Here is a 20,433-nt window from a genome sequence, read left to right as displayed (position 1 = left end):
TCGCCTCCGCTACCCGGCCTTCAATTTAGGCTTCTGTACTGCGTAAGCTTTGCTGTGCTTTTCAGTCTTCGCTGGTGTTCATCCAACTGGGTGCGCGTTTTTCCAAGAACGCACTCAATCCTTCCTGGCCTTCCGGGGAAACCCGCACGGCGGCAATCAGTGCACTGGTCTGGCCCTGGAGTTCCGAATTGATTACCCGGTTGGACATGGACATGGCCAGCTGCTTGGCCATGGTGACGGCGTTGGGACCGTTGTCGGTAATACTGTTCACCAGTTTCTGTACGGTCAGGTCCAGATCGCCTTCTGCAACCACTTCCGAAACCAGCCCGATTTCCTGGGCACGCGCTGCGGAAAAGCGCTCGGCGGTGACGAAGTAGCGGCGTGCCTGACGCGCGCCGATAGCGTTGATCACATAGGGGCTGATGGTGGCGGGCAGCAGGCCGATTTTCACTTCGCTCAGGCAGAAGCTGGCACGTTCGGTGGCAATGGCGATATCGCAGCAGCTCACCAATCCAACGGCGCCACCAAAAGCTGCACCCTGCACGCGCGCGATGGTCGGTGCGGGGAATTGATCCAGTTTGTGCAGCATGGCCGCGAGCGCCGCTGCGTCTTCGCGGTTTTGCTCTTCGCTGTACTCCGCCATGCGCTTCATCCAGTTCAGGTCGGCGCCAGCGGAGAAGCTTTTGCCGTTGGAGGCGAGAATCAGCGCGCGTACGCCGCCGCTATTGGCGAGCTTGTCGAAGGTCTCGCCCAGCTGGCGAATCAGATCGTCGTCAAAGGCATTGTGAATCTCGGGACGGTTCAGGGTTACCGTCGCGACGCCTTCGTTATCGATCTCGCACAGCATTTTATCGGTCATGTTCTTTCCTTAATTCGTATAGGTAGAGGGTTAGCCAGCGCAGCCAACATTCTACATGCGGAAAACGCCGAACTTGGTTTCCTCGGGTTCTTTGTGGGTGGCCGCGGCCAAGCACAAACCCAGTACCGTGCGGGTATCTTTGGGGTCGATCACACCGTCGTCCCACAGGCGTGCCGACGCGTAGTAAGGGTGCCCCTGGTGTTCGTAATCGTCGATGATCGGCTGCTTGAACTTGGCGATTTCTTCCTCGCTCCAGCTCTCGCCTTTTGCCGCCATCTGGTCGTTCTTGACCTGCGCGAGTACGCCGGCTGCCTGTTCACCGCCCATTACGGAGATACGCGCGTTGGGCCACATAAACAGGAAGTTGGGGTCGTAGGCTCGGCCGCACATGCCATAGTTGCCGGCACCGAAAGAGCCGCCGATCAAAATCGTGATCTTGGGTACCTTGGCGGTGGCCACAGCGGTCACCATCTTGGCGCCGTGCTTGGCGATACCGCCGGCTTCATATTGCTTGCCCACCATAAAGCCGGTGATGTTCTGCAGGAATACCAGCGGAATGTTGCGCTGTGCACACAACTCAATAAAGTGCGCCCCTTTTTGTGCGCTCTCGGCAAACAGGATGCCGTTGTTGGCGACGATGCCCACCGGGTAACCGTGAATACGCGCAAAGCCGGTCACCAGAGTGGTGCCGTACATCGCTTTGAATTCGTCAAACTCAGAACCGTCCACCACGCGCGCGATAATCTCGCGCACGTCGAAAGGCTGGCGTGAATCCGTCGGCACAATTCCGTAGATATCTTCTGGCGGGTATATCGGCTCGATCGGTTTCTTGATGTCCAGACCCGGACTCTTGACTCGGTTCAACTTGGCCACAGAATTGCGCGCGATCTGCAGCGCATGGGTATCGTTGTTGGCGAAGTGATCGGAAACCCCGGAAGTCTTACAGTGTACCTCGGCACCACCCAGCTCTTCGGCAGTAACCTCTTCGCCGGTAGCGGCTTTTACCAGCGGCGGGCCAGCGAGGAATATGGTGGCCTGTTCCTTCACCATAATGGACTCATCCGCCATGGCCGGCACATAGGCACCACCGGCGGTACAGCTGCCCATCACCACCGCGATTTGCGGGATGTTTTTTGCCGACAAGTTCGCCTGATTAAAGAAGATGCGCCCGAAATGTTCGCGATCCGGGAACACCTCATCCTGCCGCGGCAGGTTGGCGCCACCAGAATCCACCAGATAAATACACGGAAGATTGTTCTCGTCGGCAATGGCTTGTGCACGCAGGTGCTTCTTCACGGTAAGCGGATAATAGGTACCACCCTTCACCGTTGCATCGTTGGCCACAATCACACAGGGCTGGCCGGATACGGTACCGATACCGGTCAGAATTCCTGCCGCTGGCACGTCTTCACCGTACACATCGAAGGCGGCGAGCTGTGAGAACTCCAGGAAAGGGCTGCCGGGATCCAGCAGTGCATCAATACGATCACGCGGGAGCAGTTTGCCACGCGATACATGCTTCTCGCGCGCGCGCTCACTACCGCCCTTGGCGATGGTTTCCAGTTTCTCCCGCAGGTCGTCGACGATGCTTTGCATCTGTTCGCGGTTTTCCGCAAACGCGGGGTCGCGGGAATTAATCTTGGTCTGAATCTGATTCATAAAAAATACGAGGCCAATTCGTAGTCAGAACCTGGATGCGAAGGTGTTGTCGCCGTAGCCGCTTTTCCAGACCTTCTAAAACAGGGATGTTTTAGAAGAGCCCCCATGGATGGGTTCACGGCGTGTCTGGAAAAGCGGCTACGGCGGCAGCACCGCCACGGAATTTCAAAAAGTTATCGGGTCTCGTTAAACAACTCGCGCCCGATCAACATGCGACGAATCTCAGAAGTACCCGCGCCAATCTCATACAGCTTGGCATCGCGCAGCAGACGGCCGGTGGCGTATTCGTTGATATAGCCATTGCCGCCCAGGGTCTGAATCGCCTGCAGTGCCATCTGCGTGGCACGTTCCGCAGTAAACAGGATTACTGCCGCAGAATCCTTGCGCGAATCCTCACCGCGATCACAAGCCTGAGCCACCGCGTACAGATACGCGCGGCTCGCATTCAGGTCCGCATACATATCCGCAATCTTGCCCTGCATCAGCTGGAACTCACCGATCGCCTTGCCAAATTGCTTGCGCTCGTGAATGTACGGCACAACAACATCCATGCACGCCTGCATAATACCGACCGGGCCACCAGAGAGGATGGTGCGCTCGTAATCCAAGCCGCTCATCAGCACGCGCACGCCACCGTTTAGCTGACCCAGAATATTCTCTTCCGGCACCTCACAGTCCTCGAACACCAGCTCACAAGTGTTGGAGCCGCGCATGCCGAGCTTGTCCAGCTTCTGCGCCTGGGAGAAACCTTTAAACCCGCGTTCCACGATAAATGCCGTGATACCACCGGAGCTGATGCCCGGTTCGGTACGCGCATAGATCACATAGGTGTGCGCATCCGGACCATTGGTGATCCACATCTTGTTGCCGTTCAGGATGAAACGGTCCCCCTTTTTTTCCGCCTTCAACTGCAGGCTCACCACATCGGAGCCCGAGTTCGGTTCACTCATGGCCAGCGCACCGATATGCTCACCGGAACACAGCTTCGGCAGGTACTTGGCTTTCTGCTCCGGGGTACCGTTCTTGCGAATCTGGTTTACACACAGGTTGGAGTGCGCGCCGTAGGACAGGCCGACAGAGGCCGACGCGCGCGAGATTTCTTCCATCGCCACCGCGTGGGCCAGATAACCCATATTCGAGCCGCCGTATTCTTCCTCCACGGTCATGCCCAGCAGGCCGAGTTCCCCAAACTTCTTCCACATATCCGCGGGAAACAGGTTGTCTTCGTCGATCTGTGCTGCGCGCGGGGCCAGTTCTGCCTGACAGAACTTGTAGACCATATCCCGCAGCATTTCGATGTCTTCGCCGAGGCCGAAGTTGAGAGTTGGGTAAGGCGTATTCATGGGTTGCTCCGCGATGACTCAGTCAGAGTGTTATTAGGTTGAAATTAGTTACTGTGTTCTTTGAGGGCCGCCTGGGTGCGGGCGGTGGCGTCATCCAGCTGCGCGAGCATCTTCTCGATATCGCGCTGCTGCTGGCGCAGTTGCTCGCGCTTGCTTTCGATACGCTCCAGCAGGCGGCTGAGCTGCTCTACATTGCCGTGGGCCGGGTCGTACATATCGATGATTTCCCGGCTCTCATCCAGAGAGAATCCCAGACGCTTGCCGCGCAGGATTAGCTTCAGGCGCACCCGGTCTTCCGGGGAATAAACCCGTGTCTGCCCACGCCGCTCCGGGCTGATCAGCCCCTTGTCTTCATAAAAGCGGATGGTACGGGTGGTAATCCCGAACTCCTGGGCCAGCTCAGAAATGCTGAAACTGTCGGCGCTATTGGTGGCGGTGGCGTTCATTTGCGGTCCTCTGATCTTCCCGAAGTCTAGTTGACGTTTACGTTAACGTAAACGTCAATATGGGCCGGAATGTGACCGAAATAGTCTTTGTCGTCTTCATGGGGCGCAGGTGGGGGTGATTTGGGCGCCAGGGTGCAGAGACTGCGGGACCTGTAGCGGAGGTAATGTTTTCGCTGAAAGCGGGAAATTTTATGTAAGGTTTTCGTCCCGCTGGGTACAGTAGCCCGTATCAACCGCTGCCAGTGATGGCCCAGCGGCCCATTTCAACGGATAGATAACGATAACTTGGACACTCGGGAACAGATCTTTCAGCAGCTGGTGGATGAATGCGGCGGCGGTATTGCCCGTGTCGCGGGTAGCTACGTGCGCAATCGGTCGGAGCAGGAAGATCTCGTGCAAGAGATCTGGATGGCCATCTGGCGGGCACTGCCGAATTTCCGCGGCGATTCGAGCTTGCGCACCTTTGTCTACCGCATTGCCCACAACCGCAGCGTGACCCAGTTGGTCCGACGACGTGACACTGGTGACAGCGACCTGCTGGAAAGTGTGTGTGACGAGCGGCCGGGACCGGAGGGCAGTCTGATTCAGGCGCGGGATGCAGAGAGGCTGATGCGCGCGGTGGCGCAGCTGCCACTGGGCATGCGCCAGGTACTGAGCCTGCGCTTTGAGGGGCTCAGCTACAGCGAGATATCCGAAGTGTTGGGTATTAGTGAATCCAATGTGGCGGTGCGCCTGAATCGTGCCCGCGAGCGCTTGAATACAAAATTGGGTAAGACGGTATGAGTGGCGACGCAAACAACAAGCTGACAAACGATACGGCAGAAAATGACGAGCTGCAGGCCCTCGCGGAAGTGTGGCAACAGACGACAGTTGCGCCGCCGGTACCAGACGTTATTCGCAGCAGGATTCGTCGCGAGGAGCGGAAGATGCGCTTGTACGCGCTGCTCGAATGGGGCGCGGCAATAGTGGTCGGGTTTTTCGGAATTTACCTGATGCTGACCAGTGAGGTGCGCGACGCACCGTGGCGTGCGCTGCTGGTACTGGTGTTGTTGATCGGGGCAATGGCGTTCTCGGTCTCCAATCGTCGAGGCTTGTCGGCGCCGCTGGAAGAAACCACGCAGGCGTATCTGGAGCGCGCGCGGCTGCGGTTGGTGCGCAAGCGTCGCACCCTGCAATTCGCATGGCTGCTGTTTATAGCAGAGCTGGTGATTCTTGCGCTGTGGCAGTGGCTGTCGCAATTTGGTTGGCTGGAGCCCATCTTCGGGCAAGACAGTGCAGCCAGCATTGGCCTGCTCGGTGTTTTTACCCTGGCGATGGCTGTGTGGAGCCTGTGGTATTGGCGCCGTATACAGCGCAGCGCACAGCAGATTGATCGCTGGCAGCGAGAAAATAAGGCGATCAACGAAAAGTAAAAAAATCAGAAAATAAGTTGTAAGAAAGTTTTGTTCACCGGTACTAAAGCAAACGTCGATCGAACAACCTGATTCAATTTTCCATCAGATATAGAGACCTTGCTTATGTTGTCGAACCTTGAACAAAAAACCCAGGATTTCCTCGAGCTACTGTCGGGACTGGACCCAGTGCAGACCGCGATCTTTGTGGTGTTTTTCTTTGCGGTGTGGTTTTTGCCGAGCCTGCTGGCGATCTTTTTCAATCGCAAGCATTTGGGGAAAATCTTTCTCGCCAATGTGCCCGCAGGACTGTCGTGGATTGCCTGGGTAGCGTTACTGGTGTGGGCGGTGACGGGAAAGCTCAGCGGCAAGCTGGCGAAGAAGTACGAGTCCCAGCAGGTATCCGCCAGCTAACCTTTGCAGGCTAAGGCATAAGTAGTAAGGCCTTCGCTCATACGCAAATGAACACTGCGTATAAGCGAAGCTCGGCGGCAGACTAATTACTGATTGCTGGGCAACATTTCTGTGGCCAGATAATCGCGGTAATAGGCGCTCGCCAGTAGTTGCTTGGCCTCTTCGATGTCCGGCGCGAAGTAGCGGTCCTTGTCATAGAAAGGTACGCGCTCGCGCAGGGCGGCCTTGGCATTTTCTAGTTTGTCGGTGGTTTTCAGTGGCGCGCGGAAGTCGAGGCCCTGACAAGCGGCCAGCAATTCCACCGCGAGAATCCCGCAAGTGTTGTCGGCCATATCGCGCAGGCGACGACCGGCGAAGGTGGCCATGGAAACATGGTCTTCCTGGTTGGCGGAGGTAGGCAGTGAATCGACGCTCGCTGGATGGGCGAAGGTTTTGTTTTCACTGGCCAGCGCTGCAGAGGTCACCTGGGCAATCATAAAGCCGGAGTTCACCCCGCCGTTGTCCACCAGGAAGGGTGGCAAGCCGGAGAGGTTGGAATCAATCAGCAGCGCCATGCGGCGCTCGGACAGGGAACCGATTTCGGCAATGGCCAGGGCCAAATTGTCGGCAACCATGGCTACCGGCTCCGCGTGGAAGTTACCACCGGAAATGATGTCGGAGTTTTCCGGGTTTTCCTCGTCGGTAAACACTAGCGGGTTATCGGAAACACCGTTGGCTTCCGCCAGCAATACCTCGGCGGCAAAGCGGATCTGCTGCAGGCACGCGCCCATTACCTGTGGCTGACAGCGCAGGGAGTAGGGGTCTTGCACCTTTTCACAGTTTTCATGGGAGTCGCCGATGTCACTGGCCGTGCCGAGCAGGTCGCGGTAGCTGGCGGCGACGTCGCGCTGGGCAACCTGTCCGCGCGCTGCGTGAATGCGGTCGTCGAACGGGCGACGTGAGCCCTTGGCCGCTTCCAGGGTCAGTGCGCCGGTTACCACCGCGCTGGCAAACAGATCTTCCGCAGCAAACATGCCTTCCAGTGTGAAGGCAGTGGAGGCCTGGGTACCGTTCAGCAGTGCCAGCCCTTCCTTCGGCGCCAGTACCAGCGGCGTCATGCCGGCAAAGTTCAGGCCCTCGGCGGCAGACTTGCGTTCGCCATTGATAAAGCACTCACCTTCGCCAAGCAGTACCACGCTCATATGCGACAGCGGCGCCAGGTCGCCGGAGGCACCCACGGAACCTTTTTCCGGAATTGCCGGGTAAACGCCGGCGTTTACCAGCTTGATCAGAGCCTCGATCACTTCCAGGCGGATGCCGGAAAAACCGCGCGCGAGGGAGTTGATCTTCAATACCATCAGCAGGCGCACGGTGTTGGGATCCATAAAGTTGCCGGTACCGGCCGCGTGCGACAGTACGATGGCGCGCTGCAGGGTTTCCAGGTCTTTCTTTTCGATACGGGTGTTGGCCAGCAGGCCAAATCCGGTATTGATGCCGTATACGGTGCGGCCCTGTTCGATCACATCCGCCACGGTTTTTGCCGAGGCCTTGATGGCCGCGTGGGCGTCTTTGTGTAGCGACAGCTGCACCGGTTCCCGTGCAACGCGGCGCAGTTGTTCCAGGCTCAATTGGCCCGGGATAATTTCCAGTTGATACATAATCTTTCTACCGCAAATCTCTTCGCAAAATTTTTTAGTCTTTGAGCATCGGCAGGTCGAGGCCCTGCTCCCGTGCGCAGTTCTTGGCGATGTCATAGCCCGCGTCGGCGTGGCGCATAACACCGGTGGCCGGGTCATTCCACAGCACACGTTCGATGCGTTTGCGCGCGGCTTCGGTTCCGTCACACACAATCACCACACCGGAGTGCTGGGAGAAGCCCATGCCCACACCACCACCGTGGTGCAGGCTGACCCAGGTGGCGCCGCTGGCGGTATTCAGCAGTGCGTTCAGCAGGGGCCAGTCGGAGACGGCGTCGCTGCCGTCCATCATGGATTCGGTTTCGCGGTTGGGGCTGGCAACGGAGCCGCTGTCCAGGTGATCGCGACCGATTACTACCGGGGCTTCCAGTTCGCCGTTGGCCACCATTTCGTTAAAGGCGAGCGCCAAGCGCGCACGGTCTTTCAGGCCTACCCAGCAGATACGTGCCGGCAGTCCCTGGAACTGAATGCGCTCGCGCGCCATATCCAGCCAGTTGTGCAGTTGCGGATTGTCCGGGATTAGTTCCTTTACCTTGGCGTCGGTTTTGTAAATATCTTCCGGGTTGCCGGACAGGGCTGCCCAGCGGAACGGGCCGATGCCTTCACAGAACAGTGGGCGGATATAGGCGGGTACAAAGCCCGGGAAGTCGAAGGCGTTTTCCACACCTACTTCGAAGGCCATCTGGCGGATGTTGTTGCCGTAGTCGAGTGTGGCCGCACCGCGTTCCTGTAGAGCGAGCATGGCTTCGACCTGAATGCCCATGGATTTTTTCGCAGCCTTTACCACGGCCGCTTCGTCTTTCTGACGCATCTCGGCGGCGTGTTCCATGCTCCAGCCTTTCGGCAGGTAGCCGTTCAGCGGGTCGTGGGCAGAGGTCTGGTCGGTAACGCAATCGGGGAGGATGCCGCGCTCGACAATTTCCGGGAAGACGTCGGCGGCGTTGCCGAGCAGGCCCACGGAAATGGCTTCGCCTTTTTCCATGGCGTCGTTGATCATCGCCAGGGCTTCGTCGAGGCTGGTGGCTTTTTTATCCACATAACCGGTGCGCAGGCGGAAGTCGATGCGGGTTTCGTCGCACTCGACGGCGATCATGCAGAAGCCGGCCATGGTGGCGGCGAGTGGCTGGGCACCGCCCATGCCGCCGAGGCCACCGGTGAGAACCCATTTGCCTCTTGCCCCGCTTCCGCTTGTAGCTCCGCCGTCGAAATGTTTGCGCGCTACCGCGGCGAAAGTTTCGTAGGTGCCCTGAACAATGCCTTGGGAACCAATGTAAATCCACGAGCCAGCGGTCATCTGGCCGTACATGGCGAGGCCTTTTTTATCCAGCTCGTTGAAGTGTTCCCAGTTGGCCCAGTGGGGTACAAGGTTGGAGTTGGCGATCAGTACACGAGGCGCGTCGGCGTGGGTTTTGAATACGCCGACGGGTTTGCCGGATTGCACCAACAGGGTTTCGTCATCTTCGAGGCGTTGCAGCACTTCGACGATTTTGTCGTAGCACTCCCAGTCGCGCGCGGCGCGGCCGATACCGCCGTATACCACGAGGTCTTCTGGGCGTTCGGCAACGTCGGGGTGCAGGTTGTTCATAAGCATGCGCAGCGGGGCTTCGGTGAGCCAGCTTTTTGCATTTAGTTTGGTGCCGGTGGGTGCGGCAATCTTGCGGCTAGGGTCGTGACGTTTGTCGGTCATGGTTGCCTCGTCTGTTCCAAATTCTCTGGATAGTTTGAATTGGAGTTTCTTGGGGCTTTTGGCCCCGGGGTTCATTTGTGTGTCTTGTGGCGGCAGGCCACCGGGTAAGAGTTTTCAGGACCGGGCTAGGCGCCCCCCAGCGAGTACATCCATGTACGCTTCGGCGCCGCCATCCATGGCGACGACGATCCTGAAAACTCTTACCCGGCAGCCTGCCTTCAATTCGGCTTCTGTACTGCGTAGTGGCAGGCCCTCTAAAACCTCAGCTGTGCCCCGAGTCGGTATCGATTTCCCGGGTGTACCAGCCGTGCAAAACTCACAGTGCCCGCACGGCTCATGGTGCGCCGCCAGATCTGCAGGCAGGCGTTTCCGCTAGTGATTTCCAAAGCCTCTGCCACAGTGACGTCAGCGCCAATGGCTTCTACCGTGGTATCGGCTTCGGTCAAAGGGGCCACGCGGGTCAGGTATTCATTTGGTGTGGCCGCACTGAAGTCCTGTTGCAGGTATTCCGGCACCAGTGTGGGGTTGGTATAGCGTTCTTCGAACTGAATTGGCAGGCCGTTATCCAAGTGCACGATGATCGAGTGATACACCGCCGCGCCTTCGGCGAGCCCCAGGGCAACGGCCACTTCCGTGCTGGCGGTGGTCTGTTCTAATTTCAGAATGCGATTACCGTAGCTGTGACCACGTGCGGCAACTTCGTCGGCGATATTGCGGACTTCCAACAGAGAACCGGCCGGTACCGGTTCTGCCACGAAGGTACCGAGGCCTTGGGAGCGGATGAGCACGCCTTCGTCGGTGAGCTCTGACAGGGCGCGACGGGCGGTCATGCGGCTGACGTTGAAGTCTTGGGCGAGCTGGTTCTCCGAGGGCACACGAAAGTGAGCCGGCCACTCACCGGATTCGATCTGCGCGCGGATGTGTGCCTTGATTGCGGCATAGCGCGGTTGGCTGCTGGCTCCGGTGGTCGTGATAGAAATCTGACTGCTCATACTTGTGTGGTCTTTGCCTGCTCGGTTAAAGTGGCTACCATCTTGTACATTCTTGTATATACAAGCTCGGTTGGGGCCAACTATGGATTCGGTGAGGCTGGCTGTCAATAGTTGGCCTAGAGGGCAGGGCTCTCAGCTGCTCGAATCTGAAAAACTGAGCGGAGTGCAGGTGCTTATTCTGAAGGGCTGGCGCTGGGGTGGGGTTTTCGGGAGCGTCACAAACAGGATGTTTGTGCCGCAGCGCCCAGGGATGGGTTTACAGCGGTCCCGAAAGCCCCACCCCAGTGACTGCCCGCCACAATGCGAGGCCAGTGCTCCAAGTGAGAATCCGCGCCAAATCCCCCCAACAGGGCTATGGTTACAAATAACGCCAATTCAGTGAGCGACTATGACTGAACGCTGTGATCTTCTGATTACTAATGTCCACGCGGCCACGATGGATCCGTCTCTGCCCGGCGCCTATGGTGCGGTGGAAGACGCCGCGGTGGCGGTCACGGGCAACAAAATTGTCTGGATCGGCCCGCGCCGGGAACTGCCGGAAACTGCGGCGGACCTGGTGATTGATGGTGAGGGGCAGTGGCTGACCCCGGGACTGATCGACTGCCACACCCATCTGGTATACGGTGGCCACCGTGCCAGCGAATTCGCCCGGCGTTTGGGTGGTGAAAGTTACGAAGATGTCGCCCGCGCCGGCGGCGGCATCCTGTCTACCGTGCGCGCTACTCGCGCCGCCAGTGCCGAAGAGCTTTACCACGCCGCTGAGCCGCGTCTGAAAGCCCTGATGAGCGAAGGGGTCACCACCCTGGAAATCAAATCCGGCTATGGCCTCGACCTCGACAATGAATTGAAGCAGCTGCGCGTGGCGCGCCGCCTCGCCCAGCACTACCCGGTGAACATCCTCACCACTTGCCTCGCCGCCCATGCCCTGCCACCGGAGTACGATGGTCGCGCCGACGAATACATCGACCTGGTGTGCAACGAAATTTTGCCTGCGGTCGTCCGGGAACAGTTGGCCGATGCGGTGGACATGTTTTGTGAAAACATCGCCTTCTCAGTGGAGCAGTGCCAGCGCGTAATCAGCGCGGCACGCAAGCTCGATTTGCCGGTCAAAGTGCACGCGGAACAGCTCGCCTCCACCGGCGCCACCAAGATGGCAGCCTGTGCCGGCGCGTTGTCGGTGGAGCATATTGAATACATTACCGACGAGGATGTCGCGGCGATGGCGGAGAGTGGTACCGCTGCGGTATTGCTGCCCGGGGCCTTTTACACACTGAAGGAAACCCGCGTACCACCGGTGGACAAGTTGCGTGCGGCCGGCGTGCCCATGGCGATTTCCACCGATTTAAATCCGGGTAGCTGTCCGATCGCCTCGCTGCGTTTGATGATGAATATGGGCTGTAACCTGTTCGGGCTGACCCCGGCAGAAGCGCTCGCCGGCGTGACGCGTTCCGCGGCGCGCGCACTGGGGATTTGTTGCTCGCGGGGCGTGTTACGCCCGGGGCTGCGCGCAGATATGGCGCTGTGGCCGATGGAAACGCCGGACCAGCTTGCCTATGAGGTGGGTGCGCTGAAACCCGCGGAAATGTTTTTAGGGGGACAACATGTTACAGCTGGCTGATATGCGCCTGTGGAGTGGCCGCGTTGATGGTGAAGACGGCCAGGCGGGTAAGCGCTGGCACCAGGACATAGTGCCGCTGCATCTGGACAGTCCGCCGGGATTCTCGATTCTTGGCTTTGCCAGTGACGAAGGTGTGCGCCGCAACAAGGGGCGTATCGGTGCCGCCAAGGGCCCGCGCATCCTGCGTCTGGCGCTGGCCAACTTGCCCAAGACCTTCAGTCCGCCGTTGTACGATGCGGGCAATGTGCGCGTGGAAAAGGACGATCTGGAATCCGGGCAGGCGATGCTTGGCGCGCGGATTACCGAACTTATGAGTGCCGGGCACTTTCCCATGGTGCTTGGTGGTGGCCACGAGATCGCCTACGGCAGTTACCAGGGTATCGCGCGCTGGATGCGTGAGCAGCACCGGGACAAAACCCTGGGTATTATCAATTTCGACGCCCATCTGGATATCCGACTGCCGGCCCCGCAGGGTTCATCCGGTACCCCGTTTTATCAGATCGCGGAACAGTGCGACCTGAATGGCCGCCCATTCAATTACCTCTGCGTCGGCGCTGCGGCAACCGCAAATACCCCGGCGCTGTATCAGCGTGCAGAAGAGCTGGGTGCGCAGGTCATTTCTGATCGGGAGATCGTGCCCTGGCGTATCGAGCTGGTACAGCGGCAGATCGCCGACTTTATCGACCGCGTGGATTTCGTGTACCTGACCATCGACCTGGACTTCCTGCCCGCGGCGGTCATGCCTGCGGTGAGTGCTCCCGCCGGTCGCGGTGTGGCCTTCGAGTTGTTCGAGCCGCTGCTGGATACGGTGCTGGAATCGAAGAAGGTCTGTCTGGCGGACATCGCCGAGTTTAACCCTTACTTCGACATTGAAGATCACGCAGCGCGCACCGCCGCACGGGTAGTGTTTCAGATTGCCAATGGCATAAAGGGCTGATGCGGATACCGCCCGCGGTAGCATCAGGGTGACGGTAACTGCCGTTCCGGTGGCGAGGGCGGTGCCGGCTCTTCCACCGGCAATTGCCGCGGTGGCCTCCGCGCATCCAGGTAGCGCTTGATATAGGGCTTGTGGGTGTAAATCACATCTTCCGGCAGGCGGTGTAGGTCAAAGAAGCGGTAGCCATAGATTTCACCGTCGCGGATCGCCACCTGCTTGTCTTTCAAGCGCCCGCGAATGGCGATATTGATAATCCCCGAGCGCGGTACCTTGTCGACTTCGAGCACCTCGAAATCGTCGATCTTGATATCCAGCTCTTCGCGCAGTTCGCGGCGCGCCGATTCTTCAAACGATTCATTGCGCTCCACCCAGCCACCGGGCAGGGACCACTTGTCCTGATAGGTGTGGCGCACCAGCAGCAGTTGATTATTGCGCTCGACGAAATACACCATCCCCACCACAAACTTGTCTGTCAGGGCGTAGGAAATATTCCAGCGGATCTTGGGGGGAAGTTTGCGGTACAGCTCGTACTTCAGTCCCGGAAAAGCCACGAATGCCCCTGCCGCCAGTACACCGAGTACCAGCAGAAAGAGAAAGCTTTTTAAGACGAAAGATCGCATGGGTCCGGTACGGCTTATCTCGCGGTCATTAATGACTCAAAACCAAGCGCCAGAGCCCGTTGCATTGCGGAGGTTCTGAGGCTGAGTGCACAGTGGGTAAAGTGTATCCGACAGTGGTGGCATGTTTCGAGCGCTAGTTTGTATGCACATTTAAGGTGCAGGCACTAAGGCGGGAAGTTATTCCGGCTAAACTGCACTTTATCCCGGGTATATGGTCAGACAAAAAACACGCCCACGAGTTTCCGTCGCCAGGTAGTCTGCACAATAAGGAAGACAAGATGTCGCTCTCTCTGTTTACTTCACGCTCGCTGAAGAGTCTGGTTGCCGGTGCCGGCGTTATCCTGGGAGGTATGGCGAACGCAGAGTCTGGCGTGAAAATTAGCGCGGATCAGCTGGAAGCCGCAGTGGTCGAAGCGATTCAGCCCGTGGTGGAGAAATATCAGGTGCCAGGTATGGCGCTGGCCCTCACCATCGATGGCGAAGCGCACTTTTTCAACTTGGGAGAAACCGCGCTGGAGGATGGCGCGCCAATAACCGAGCACACACTGTTCGAGGTGGGGTCGGTCAGCAAGACCTTTACCGCCACACTGGCAGCATACGCAGAAGTCAAAGGGGCACTGGATTTTGCCAAGCCTGTGAGCACTTACCTGCCGCCGCTGCGCGGCAGTGCCATGGATCGCGTATCGGTACTCAATCTCGCCACCCACACCGCTGGGCACTTCCCGCTACAGGTTCCATCGGAGGTGCAGGACGAGGAACAGTTGCTCAGTTATTTTCGCGACTGGCAACCGCAGTACAGCCCCGGCAGCAAACGGACGTATTCCAATCCGGGTAGCGGCCTGCTGGGCCTGGTTGCCGCACGCAGCCTGAACCAGCCGTTTGCCGAGGCAATGGATCAGCATATTTTTCGTGGCCTGGGTTTGTCTGAGACCTACGTGCAGGTCCCTGCTGAAAAAATGCTGGATTACGCCGAGGGGCACAATCGGCGACACGAGCCGGTGCGGGTAAATATGGGCCTGCTCGGTGAAGAGGCCTATGGCGTGCGCGCCAGTGCCGCAGATTTGACCCGCTATATTGCCGCGCAGATGCAACTGGTGAAGGTCGATGAAGACCTGCAACGGGCACTGGAAAAAACGCGCAGCGGTTATTTCAGCACCAAGTATTACGTGCAGGATATGGTTTGGGAGCAGTATGCCCTGCCGCTGGAACGAACCCGGCTGCTCGCGGGCAACAACTGGAAGAACATCAACGGCGACCGGCCGGTAGATGCAATCCAGCCGCCCATGGCGCCACAGCAAAATGTGCTGATTAACAAGACGGGGTCCACCGGGGGCTTTTCCACCTATGTTGCGTTTATTCCCCAGCAGCGGTTTGGTTTTGTGATGCTGGCGAATAAATACTTTCCCAATCAGGCACGCGTCGAGATGCTGTATGCCCTGTTGCAGTCGCTGCTGCCCGCGGTTGTGGCAGAACCCGCTGATGCTACAGAATAATCGGTAGCACCTTTTACGTGCGGCCGGATCTGCCGCAGAATGAACGGATGAGCCTTACATCAGAACAGCAAGCACCAGCGAAGTCGTCTGCCAGCGCGCTGGTGCGCAGTGGGTTTATTCTGGATCCAACCTGTGAGCATCACGACTCCGCGGGCTTCTATCAAGCCGGTTGTGGTTTCGATGTCGATCGATACCAGCCCTCACTCTTTGCAGAAGCCGGCATCCTGTTGCCCGCTCAGATTGCGCGGGCGGTGCCGCAGCGTCAGGCAGAATTCCTTGCGGGTCGTTATCTCGCCCACAGCATACTTGGCGAACTCCACTCGCCGAATCGGGAAGCGCCGCACATAGGCATCGGCGAACGGCGCGATCCGGTGTGGCCGAAAGGGGTGGTGGGCAGTATCACTCACTGCGGTAGCGAGGCCGCCTGTGTGCTGGCAAGTAAGACGCGCCTGCACTACCTGGGCATCGACCGTGAAAACTGGATGACCCAGAACGTGTACGAAGAGGTAGCGTGTTCCATTCTGGATGCGGACGAGCTGACGCGACTCGCCGACGTGCACCTGCCCTCCGCGCAGGCGGCGACCCTGATCTTTTCGGCCAAGGAGAGCCTGTTCAAGGCGCTGTACCCGACTGTGCAGTGTTACTTTGGATTCGACTGCGCGAGGCTGGTATCCGTCGATATGGATAAACGCAATCTGGTGCTGCAATTGCGCGACGATTTTGCACGAAGGTACCAATTGCAGAGAGATTATTTGGTTTCCTTCCGTGTCTTGTCAGTCGGGATAGAAACCCTGACGCTGGGGCGTGTCGCTAACCCGCAATAATGCGCTTTTCGCAAAGCGCAGCAAAATGAATCTGCAGACGCAGATAATGCGTAGAAATTACTAAAGGGCGGTTATTTCTGCGAGGTTTGGCGCAATTCACAGCATTGCGCTGTATACGGCGCCAAGCTAGCATAAACCTTGTACGATTGACCAATAATTGACCATTGTATAGGGTTCGTATTCCGTGCATTTAGTGCCCTGATTTTACTCTCTTGAGGTTTCGACATGGTTTCCAGCAGCGGAGCTGGCGAGAACACGCCCACAGCCCCCAGCGCTAAGCCCTCCTCTGTGAACAAGAAGGCAGAGAAGCGTGAAGTCGCCATGGCGAAAATTCTCAATGCCACTCTGGATCTCATCGCGCGCAAGGGGCTGGCAGCCCTGTCTCACCGGTCGATTGCCAGTGAAGCGGGTGTGCAGCTGGCGATGACCACCTATTACTTCGGAACCATCGACAATATCCTGGTCGAGGCTTTCCGGGAGTACAGAAAGTCCATGGAACCCGTGAATATGGGTATCGTGGTGTCCTATTCTGAATTGCTGGCGAGATGTGTGGACGACCAGAACGAGCTGGCGGATCGCGATGCTTATATTGAGGGACTCGCGGATATTTTTGCCCAGCTCATCGATACCGGCCCTACTACCCGTTTGCGCCAGTTACAGATTGAGTGCCAATACCTGTACGAGCAGCACCCGTCCCCTGCATTGGCCAAAGAGATCCAGTCTTACAACGACGAGCTCACTGGCCACGCCCGCGAATTTATTGCGCCGCTGGCAACCCGCTCTCCCGATTTGGATGCACAGATGTTCCTGTGGATGATCCAGAGCCTGGAGTTCTCGCAAGTCACCAGCGTCGGTATCAAGGGGCAGTCCAGCCGCGACGTGCTGGTGCGTATGCTGCGCGGCTTTCTAGTTTAACTCGTCTAACTAGTCTGACCCGCTGTTTCTGAATACCTAGTCCGGCCGCCAAATGCGCGGCCGCGCAAAATTGCGTAAGCTTGCGGCCCATTCCCGATTGATAGCCGACTGATTGTTGACTGATAGCCGAGCCCGAGTTTTGCGCCCCTACAATCCTCCCTCTGATCCCCTTCTGGATGTCGTATACAGCGATGCCCACCTGTTGGTGCTGGATAAGCCCAGCGGCTTGCTCACCGTGCCCGGCCGCGATCCTGCGCACAAAGACAGTCTGGCGCTGCGCGCGCAGGAAGAATATCCACAGGCATTGATTGTGCACCGGCTGGATATGGATACCTCGGGTCTGGTGGTGATGGCGCTGGGGGCTGAGGTGCACCGACAGTTGAGCACCCTGTTTCAGAATCGAAAGGTAGAGAAAAGTTACCTGGCGCGGGTCTGGGGCGAGCCCGCGCAGCATGAGGGCGAAGTCGATCTGCCGCTTATTTGCGACTGGCCAAATCGGCCGCGGCAGAAGGTCTGTTTTGAATCTGGCAAGCGGTCCCTGACCCGCTGGGAAAAACTCGACAGCGACGGGCGCACCAGTTTAATAAAGCTGACCCCGGTAACCGGTCGCTCACATCAATTGCGGGTGCACATGCAGGCCCTTGGGTATCCAATACTCGGCGATCCGTTTTACGCACAACCCGAGGCACGCGCCGCGGCATCGAGGCTTTTGTTGCATGCACAGGAGCTGGGCTTCGAACACCCGGTACTGGAAAAGGAGGTGCACTTTTTGTGTAACCCCGGAGAAGATTTTCTCGAGCTCGGTCCCTAGGTTTACAGATACCCAAACGAAAAAGGGCGATCCAGTGGATCGCCCTTTTTTATTGCTCGGGATTATTACCCGTACTTATTACCTGGGTAACTACTTCTTACCCTTCATTGCCGCCGCCAGCAGGTCGCCCATACTGCCGCGTCCACCGTTGCCGCCGCCCTGTTGCTGGCGGCTGCGGTTATTGTGCCGCTGGGCTTGGCGGCTTTCACGGTGATCACCACGCTTCACGCCGCCGCTGCCCTGTTCGCCGGGCTCGTCAGACATGCGCATGGACAGGCCGATACGCTTGCGCGCCACGTCCACTTCCATCACCTTCACCTTGACGATGTCGTTCGCCTTGACCACTTCGTGTGGGTCTTTGACGAACTTCTCCGACAGCGCAGAGATATGTACCAGGCCATCCTGGTGCACACCGATATCCACAAAGGCACCGAAGTTGGTGACGTTGGTGACGGTGCCTTCCAGTACCATGCCCGGGCGCAGGTCTTTGATTTCCTCGACACCGTCCTCGAACTTGGCCGTGCGGAATTCCGGGCGCGGGTCGCGGCCGGGTTTTTCCAGTTCACTGATAATGTCTTTCACCGTCGGTACACCGAACTTCTCATCGGTGTAGTCCGCCGGGTTCAGGCGGCGCAGGAAGGCGGAGTCGCCGACCAGGCCGTTGATCTCGCGGCCGTTCTTCTCGGCGATACGCTTGACCACGATGTAGGACTCCGGGTGTACCCCGGAACGGTCCAGCGGATTCTCGCCGTTATTGATGCGCAGGAAGCCCGCGGCCTGCTCGAAAGCCTTGGGCCCAAGGCGCGGGACTTCTTTCAGCTGGTCGCGGTTTTTGAAGGCACCGTTCATATCGCGATAGGTGACGATGTTTGCGGCAATGGATGCACTCAGGCCAGACACACGGGTCAGCAACGGAGCGGAGGCGGAGTTCAGTTCGGCACCCACGCCGTTCACACAGTCCTCTACTACCGCGTCCAGGGAGCGGGCCAGCTGGGATTGGGACACGTCGTGCTGGTACTGGCCCACACCGATGGACTTGGGCTCGATCTTCACCAGCTCCGCCAGCGGGTCCTGCAGGCGGCGGGCGATAGAAATTGCCCCGCGGATGGTTACGTCCAGATCCGGGAATTCCTTGGCGGCAAACTCGGAGGCGGAGTACACGGATGCACCGGCCTCGTTCACCATTACCTTCTGTGCGGTCAGTTTGAACTGCTTGATGGTCTCGCCGACAAACTTGTCGGTCTCGCGGCTGGCGGTGCCGTTGCCGATGGCGATCAGGCCCACGTCGTATTTCTTGCACAGCGCGGCGATGACCGCGGCGGACTCGGCCAGTTTGTTCTGCGGCGGGTTGGGGTAAATCGCGGTGTGGTCAAGCACCTTGCCGGTGGCGTCTACCACGGCCACTTTCACCCCAGTACGCAGGCCCGGGTCCAGGCCGATAGTGGCCTTTTGGCCAGCGGGGGCGGCCAGTAGCAGATCCTTGAGGTTGCGGGAGAAGACCTTGATGGCTTCCTCTTCGGCTTTTTCGCGCAGCTGACCCAGCAGGTCGGTTTCCAGGCTGGTGAGCAGCTTGATGCGCCAGGTCCAGCGCACCACTTCACCCAGCCATTTGTCGGCGGGGCGGCCCTGGTCTTCGATGTCCACATGGCGCGCAATCACGGTTTCGCAGGGATGTCCGGCGGTGGCCGGGCGCTCTTCGTCGCCCTCCAGTCCCAGATTGATGGCCAGGATGCCTTCGTTGCGGCCGCGGAAGATTGCCAGCGCGCGGTGGCTCGGTACCCTGGACCAGTCTTCGCCGTATTCGAAGTAGTCGCGGAACTTGGCGCCTTCCTCTTCCTTGCCATCCAGCAGCTTGGACTTTACCTGACCATCACGACTCAGGAAGTCACGCAGCTTGCCCAGCAGCTCGGCGTCTTCGGCGAAACGCTCCATGAGGATGAACTTGGCACCGTCAAGCGCGGCCTTGATGTCTTTCACATGCAGGGCGGCGTCTTCGTTATCGGTATTGAGGTATTTTTGCGCCTCTTCTTCCGGGTTCAGTGCCGGGTTGCCGTACAGGTCGTCGGCCAGTGGTTCGAGGCCCGCTTCGATGGCGATCTGGCCCTTGGTGCGGCGCTTGGGCTTGTAAGGCAGGTAGAGGTCTTCAAGGCGGTTCTTGGTATCGGCCGCGTTGATCTGCTGGGCCAGTTCGGGCGTAAGTTTGCCCTGCTCGTCGATGCTTTTCAGGATGGCCGCGCGGCGCTCTTCCATCTCGCGCAGATAGCGCAGGCGCTCTTCCAGGGTGCGCAACTGGGTGTCATCCAGCTCCCCGGTCACCTCTTTCCGGTAGCGGGCAATAAAGGGCACGGTCGCGCCTTCATCCAGCAGTCCCACGGCGGCAGCCACCTGTTGTGGGCGCACGTTCAGTTCTTCGGCGATACGGGCGTTGATATCCAACATCTTGTTATCTACTTCCTCAATGTCACATCAGGTGTTTTGCGGTGGGGAAATCGAGAGCTGACAGCTCGTGCCCGACCAAAAAAATCGGCGGCCATTATGGGCCATGCGGCGGCGGTCACCAAGGTGGAAAGTGGTTCGATTTCTCAGTGCGGAAGCCGCCTGCTGACGGTTTGCGATCAACTGGAATTTTGCTGCGGTGTTCTGAAGCTGGCACTGGTTCCAATACGCTGTCAGCCCTGTAGAATGCGCAACTAGTTAAATTTTGATCAATGGGACAGCTGTGAATCCTTCGAACAAACGCTCTAGCAA

At 58.4% G+C, this 20,433-nt stretch carries 18 protein-coding genes; 9 read left to right on the top strand and 9 right to left on the bottom strand.

Features of this window, described 5'->3' with window-relative positions; all coding sequences use genetic code 11:
* Positions 1-61 precede the first annotated feature (61 nt).
* The 4 genes from Mag101_RS16035 to Mag101_RS16020 all read right to left on the bottom strand — a co-directional run bounded on the left by Mag101_RS16035 (position 62) and on the right by Mag101_RS16020 (position 4,307).
* Positions 62-859, bottom strand: coding sequence for an enoyl-CoA hydratase/isomerase family protein (locus Mag101_RS16035; protein WP_077407346.1), 798 nt, complete (start codon positions 857-859; stop codon positions 62-64).
* A gap of 51 nt (positions 860-910) precedes the next feature.
* Positions 911-2,518 carry a carboxyl transferase domain-containing protein gene (locus Mag101_RS16030; protein ID WP_077407343.1) on the bottom strand — a complete coding sequence of 536 codons (1,608 nt, stop codon included), beginning with the start codon at positions 2,516-2,518 and terminating at the stop codon, positions 911-913.
* Between the two features lie 173 nt (positions 2,519-2,691).
* On the bottom strand, positions 2,692-3,861 hold the full coding sequence (locus Mag101_RS16025; RefSeq protein WP_077407340.1) for an isovaleryl-CoA dehydrogenase: 1,170 nt from the start codon (positions 3,859-3,861) through the stop codon (positions 2,692-2,694).
* 44 nt (positions 3,862-3,905) lie between these two features.
* The gene (locus tag Mag101_RS16020; protein WP_077407337.1) at positions 3,906-4,307 is read right to left on the bottom strand and encodes a MerR family transcriptional regulator; all 402 of its coding nucleotides are present in this window, start codon (positions 4,305-4,307) and stop codon (positions 3,906-3,908) included.
* A gap of 285 nt (positions 4,308-4,592) precedes the next feature.
* On the opposite strand from Mag101_RS16020, the gene Mag101_RS16015 reads away from it, so the two are divergent.
* The 3 genes from Mag101_RS16015 (at position 4,593) to Mag101_RS16005 (ending at position 6,112) form a co-directional block, all read left to right on the top strand.
* A complete protein-coding gene (locus Mag101_RS16015; protein WP_077407334.1) occupies positions 4,593-5,090 on the top strand; it encodes an RNA polymerase sigma factor in 498 nt (165 codons plus the stop codon).
* On the top strand, positions 5,087-5,719 hold the full coding sequence (locus Mag101_RS16010) for a hypothetical protein (protein ID WP_077407331.1): 633 nt from the start codon (positions 5,087-5,089) through the stop codon (positions 5,717-5,719). The genes Mag101_RS16015 and Mag101_RS16010 overlap by 4 nt, the downstream gene beginning before the upstream one ends.
* A 105-nt stretch (positions 5,720-5,824) precedes the next feature.
* Positions 5,825-6,112: a superinfection immunity protein gene (locus Mag101_RS16005; protein WP_157520450.1), complete on the top strand. Its 288-nt coding sequence runs from the start codon at positions 5,825-5,827 to the stop codon at positions 6,110-6,112.
* 86 nt (positions 6,113-6,198) lie between these two features.
* Here the strand turns inward: Mag101_RS16005 and hutH are convergent, their stop codons facing one another.
* From hutH to hutC, 3 genes are all read right to left on the bottom strand, one after another.
* Complete coding sequence (gene hutH / locus Mag101_RS16000) at positions 6,199-7,749, bottom strand: histidine ammonia-lyase (RefSeq protein WP_077407328.1); 1,551 nt, start codon at positions 7,747-7,749, stop codon at positions 6,199-6,201.
* 34 nt (positions 7,750-7,783) lie between these two features.
* A complete protein-coding gene (gene hutU, locus Mag101_RS15995) occupies positions 7,784-9,475 on the bottom strand; it encodes a urocanate hydratase (RefSeq protein ID WP_077407325.1) in 1,692 nt (563 codons plus the stop codon).
* Positions 9,476-9,729: 254 nt separating this feature from the next.
* Entirely contained in the window at positions 9,730-10,467 is a 738-nt protein-coding gene (gene hutC, locus Mag101_RS15990) for a histidine utilization repressor (protein ID WP_077407322.1), read from the bottom strand.
* Positions 10,468-10,855: 388 nt separating this feature from the next.
* Here hutC and hutI point away from each other — a divergent pair, with 388 nt between their 5' ends.
* Positions 10,856-12,085 (top strand): imidazolonepropionase, encoded by a 1,230-nt coding sequence (gene hutI / locus Mag101_RS15985; RefSeq protein WP_077407318.1) that lies wholly within the window; start codon positions 10,856-10,858, stop codon positions 12,083-12,085.
* Complete coding sequence (hutG, locus tag Mag101_RS15980) at positions 12,069-13,022, top strand: formimidoylglutamase (RefSeq protein ID WP_077407315.1); 954 nt, start codon at positions 12,069-12,071, stop codon at positions 13,020-13,022. Before hutI ends, hutG begins: the two co-directional genes overlap by 17 nt.
* A 23-nt stretch (positions 13,023-13,045) precedes the next feature.
* Here hutG and Mag101_RS15975 read toward each other — a convergent pair whose 3' ends face one another.
* Positions 13,046-13,573, bottom strand: a complete 528-nt coding sequence (locus Mag101_RS15975) for an NUDIX hydrolase (protein WP_198040012.1) — start codon at positions 13,571-13,573, stop codon at positions 13,046-13,048.
* Positions 13,574-13,920: 347 nt separating this feature from the next.
* Here Mag101_RS15975 and ampC point away from each other — a divergent pair, with 347 nt between their 5' ends.
* From ampC to Mag101_RS15955, 4 genes are all read left to right on the top strand, one after another.
* Positions 13,921-15,135 (top strand): class C beta-lactamase, encoded by a 1,215-nt coding sequence (gene ampC / locus Mag101_RS15970; protein ID WP_077407308.1) that lies wholly within the window; start codon positions 13,921-13,923, stop codon positions 15,133-15,135.
* Positions 15,136-15,182: 47 nt separating this feature from the next.
* Complete coding sequence (locus Mag101_RS15965) at positions 15,183-15,959, top strand: 4'-phosphopantetheinyl transferase family protein (protein ID WP_077407304.1); 777 nt, start codon at positions 15,183-15,185, stop codon at positions 15,957-15,959.
* Between the two features lie 225 nt (positions 15,960-16,184).
* On the top strand, positions 16,185-16,874 hold the full coding sequence (locus Mag101_RS15960; RefSeq protein WP_077407301.1) for a TetR/AcrR family transcriptional regulator: 690 nt from the start codon (positions 16,185-16,187) through the stop codon (positions 16,872-16,874).
* 139 nt (positions 16,875-17,013) lie between these two features.
* Positions 17,014-17,685: an RluA family pseudouridine synthase gene (locus Mag101_RS15955; RefSeq protein ID WP_077407299.1), complete on the top strand. Its 672-nt coding sequence runs from the start codon at positions 17,014-17,016 to the stop codon at positions 17,683-17,685.
* Between the two features lie 90 nt (positions 17,686-17,775).
* Here the strand turns inward: Mag101_RS15955 and Mag101_RS15950 are convergent, their stop codons facing one another.
* Positions 17,776-20,124 (bottom strand): Tex family protein, encoded by a 2,349-nt coding sequence (locus tag Mag101_RS15950; RefSeq protein ID WP_077407296.1) that lies wholly within the window; start codon positions 20,122-20,124, stop codon positions 17,776-17,778.
* Positions 20,125-20,433: the final 309 nt, after the last annotated feature.

This window comes from Microbulbifer agarilyticus (assembly GCF_001999945.1).
Classification (GTDB): Bacteria; Pseudomonadota; Gammaproteobacteria; order Pseudomonadales; family Cellvibrionaceae; genus Microbulbifer; species Microbulbifer agarilyticus_A.
The sequence above is the reverse complement of the archived record's forward strand: the minus strand, read 5'-3'. Positions and strand labels throughout refer to the sequence as shown.

Bases quoted from the DNA above. Each gene is read 5' to 3' on its own strand.
- Mag101_RS16035 (WP_077407346.1), bottom strand. From the start codon at position 859: ATGACCGATAAAATGCTGTGCGAGATCGATAACGAAGGCGTCGCGACG.
- Mag101_RS16030 (WP_077407343.1), bottom strand. From the start codon at position 2,518: ATGAATCAGATTCAGACCAAGATTAATTCCCGCGACCCCGCGTTTGCG.
- Mag101_RS16025 (WP_077407340.1), bottom strand. From the start codon at position 3,861: ATGAATACGCCTTACCCAACTCTCAACTTCGGCCTCGGCGAAGACATC.
- Mag101_RS16020 (WP_077407337.1), bottom strand. From the start codon at position 4,307: ATGAACGCCACCGCCACCAATAGCGCCGACAGTTTCAGCATTTCTGAG.
- Mag101_RS16010 (WP_077407331.1), top strand. From the start codon at position 5,087: ATGAGTGGCGACGCAAACAACAAGCTGACAAACGATACGGCAGAAAAT.
- Mag101_RS16005 (WP_157520450.1), top strand. From the start codon at position 5,825: ATGTTGTCGAACCTTGAACAAAAAACCCAGGATTTCCTCGAGCTACTG.
- hutH (WP_077407328.1), bottom strand. From the start codon at position 7,749: ATGTATCAACTGGAAATTATCCCGGGCCAATTGAGCCTGGAACAACTG.
- hutU (WP_077407325.1), bottom strand. From the start codon at position 9,475: ATGACCGACAAACGTCACGACCCTAGCCGCAAGATTGCCGCACCCACC.
- hutC (WP_077407322.1), bottom strand. From the start codon at position 10,467: ATGAGCAGTCAGATTTCTATCACGACCACCGGAGCCAGCAGCCAACCG.
- hutI (WP_077407318.1), top strand. From the start codon at position 10,856: ATGACTGAACGCTGTGATCTTCTGATTACTAATGTCCACGCGGCCACG.
- hutG (WP_077407315.1), top strand. From the start codon at position 12,069: ATGTTACAGCTGGCTGATATGCGCCTGTGGAGTGGCCGCGTTGATGGT.
- ampC (WP_077407308.1), top strand. From the start codon at position 13,921: ATGTCGCTCTCTCTGTTTACTTCACGCTCGCTGAAGAGTCTGGTTGCC.
- Mag101_RS15965 (WP_077407304.1), top strand. From the start codon at position 15,183: ATGAGCCTTACATCAGAACAGCAAGCACCAGCGAAGTCGTCTGCCAGC.
- Mag101_RS15960 (WP_077407301.1), top strand. From the start codon at position 16,185: ATGGTTTCCAGCAGCGGAGCTGGCGAGAACACGCCCACAGCCCCCAGC.
- Mag101_RS15950 (WP_077407296.1), bottom strand. From the start codon at position 20,124: ATGTTGGATATCAACGCCCGTATCGCCGAAGAACTGAACGTGCGCCCA.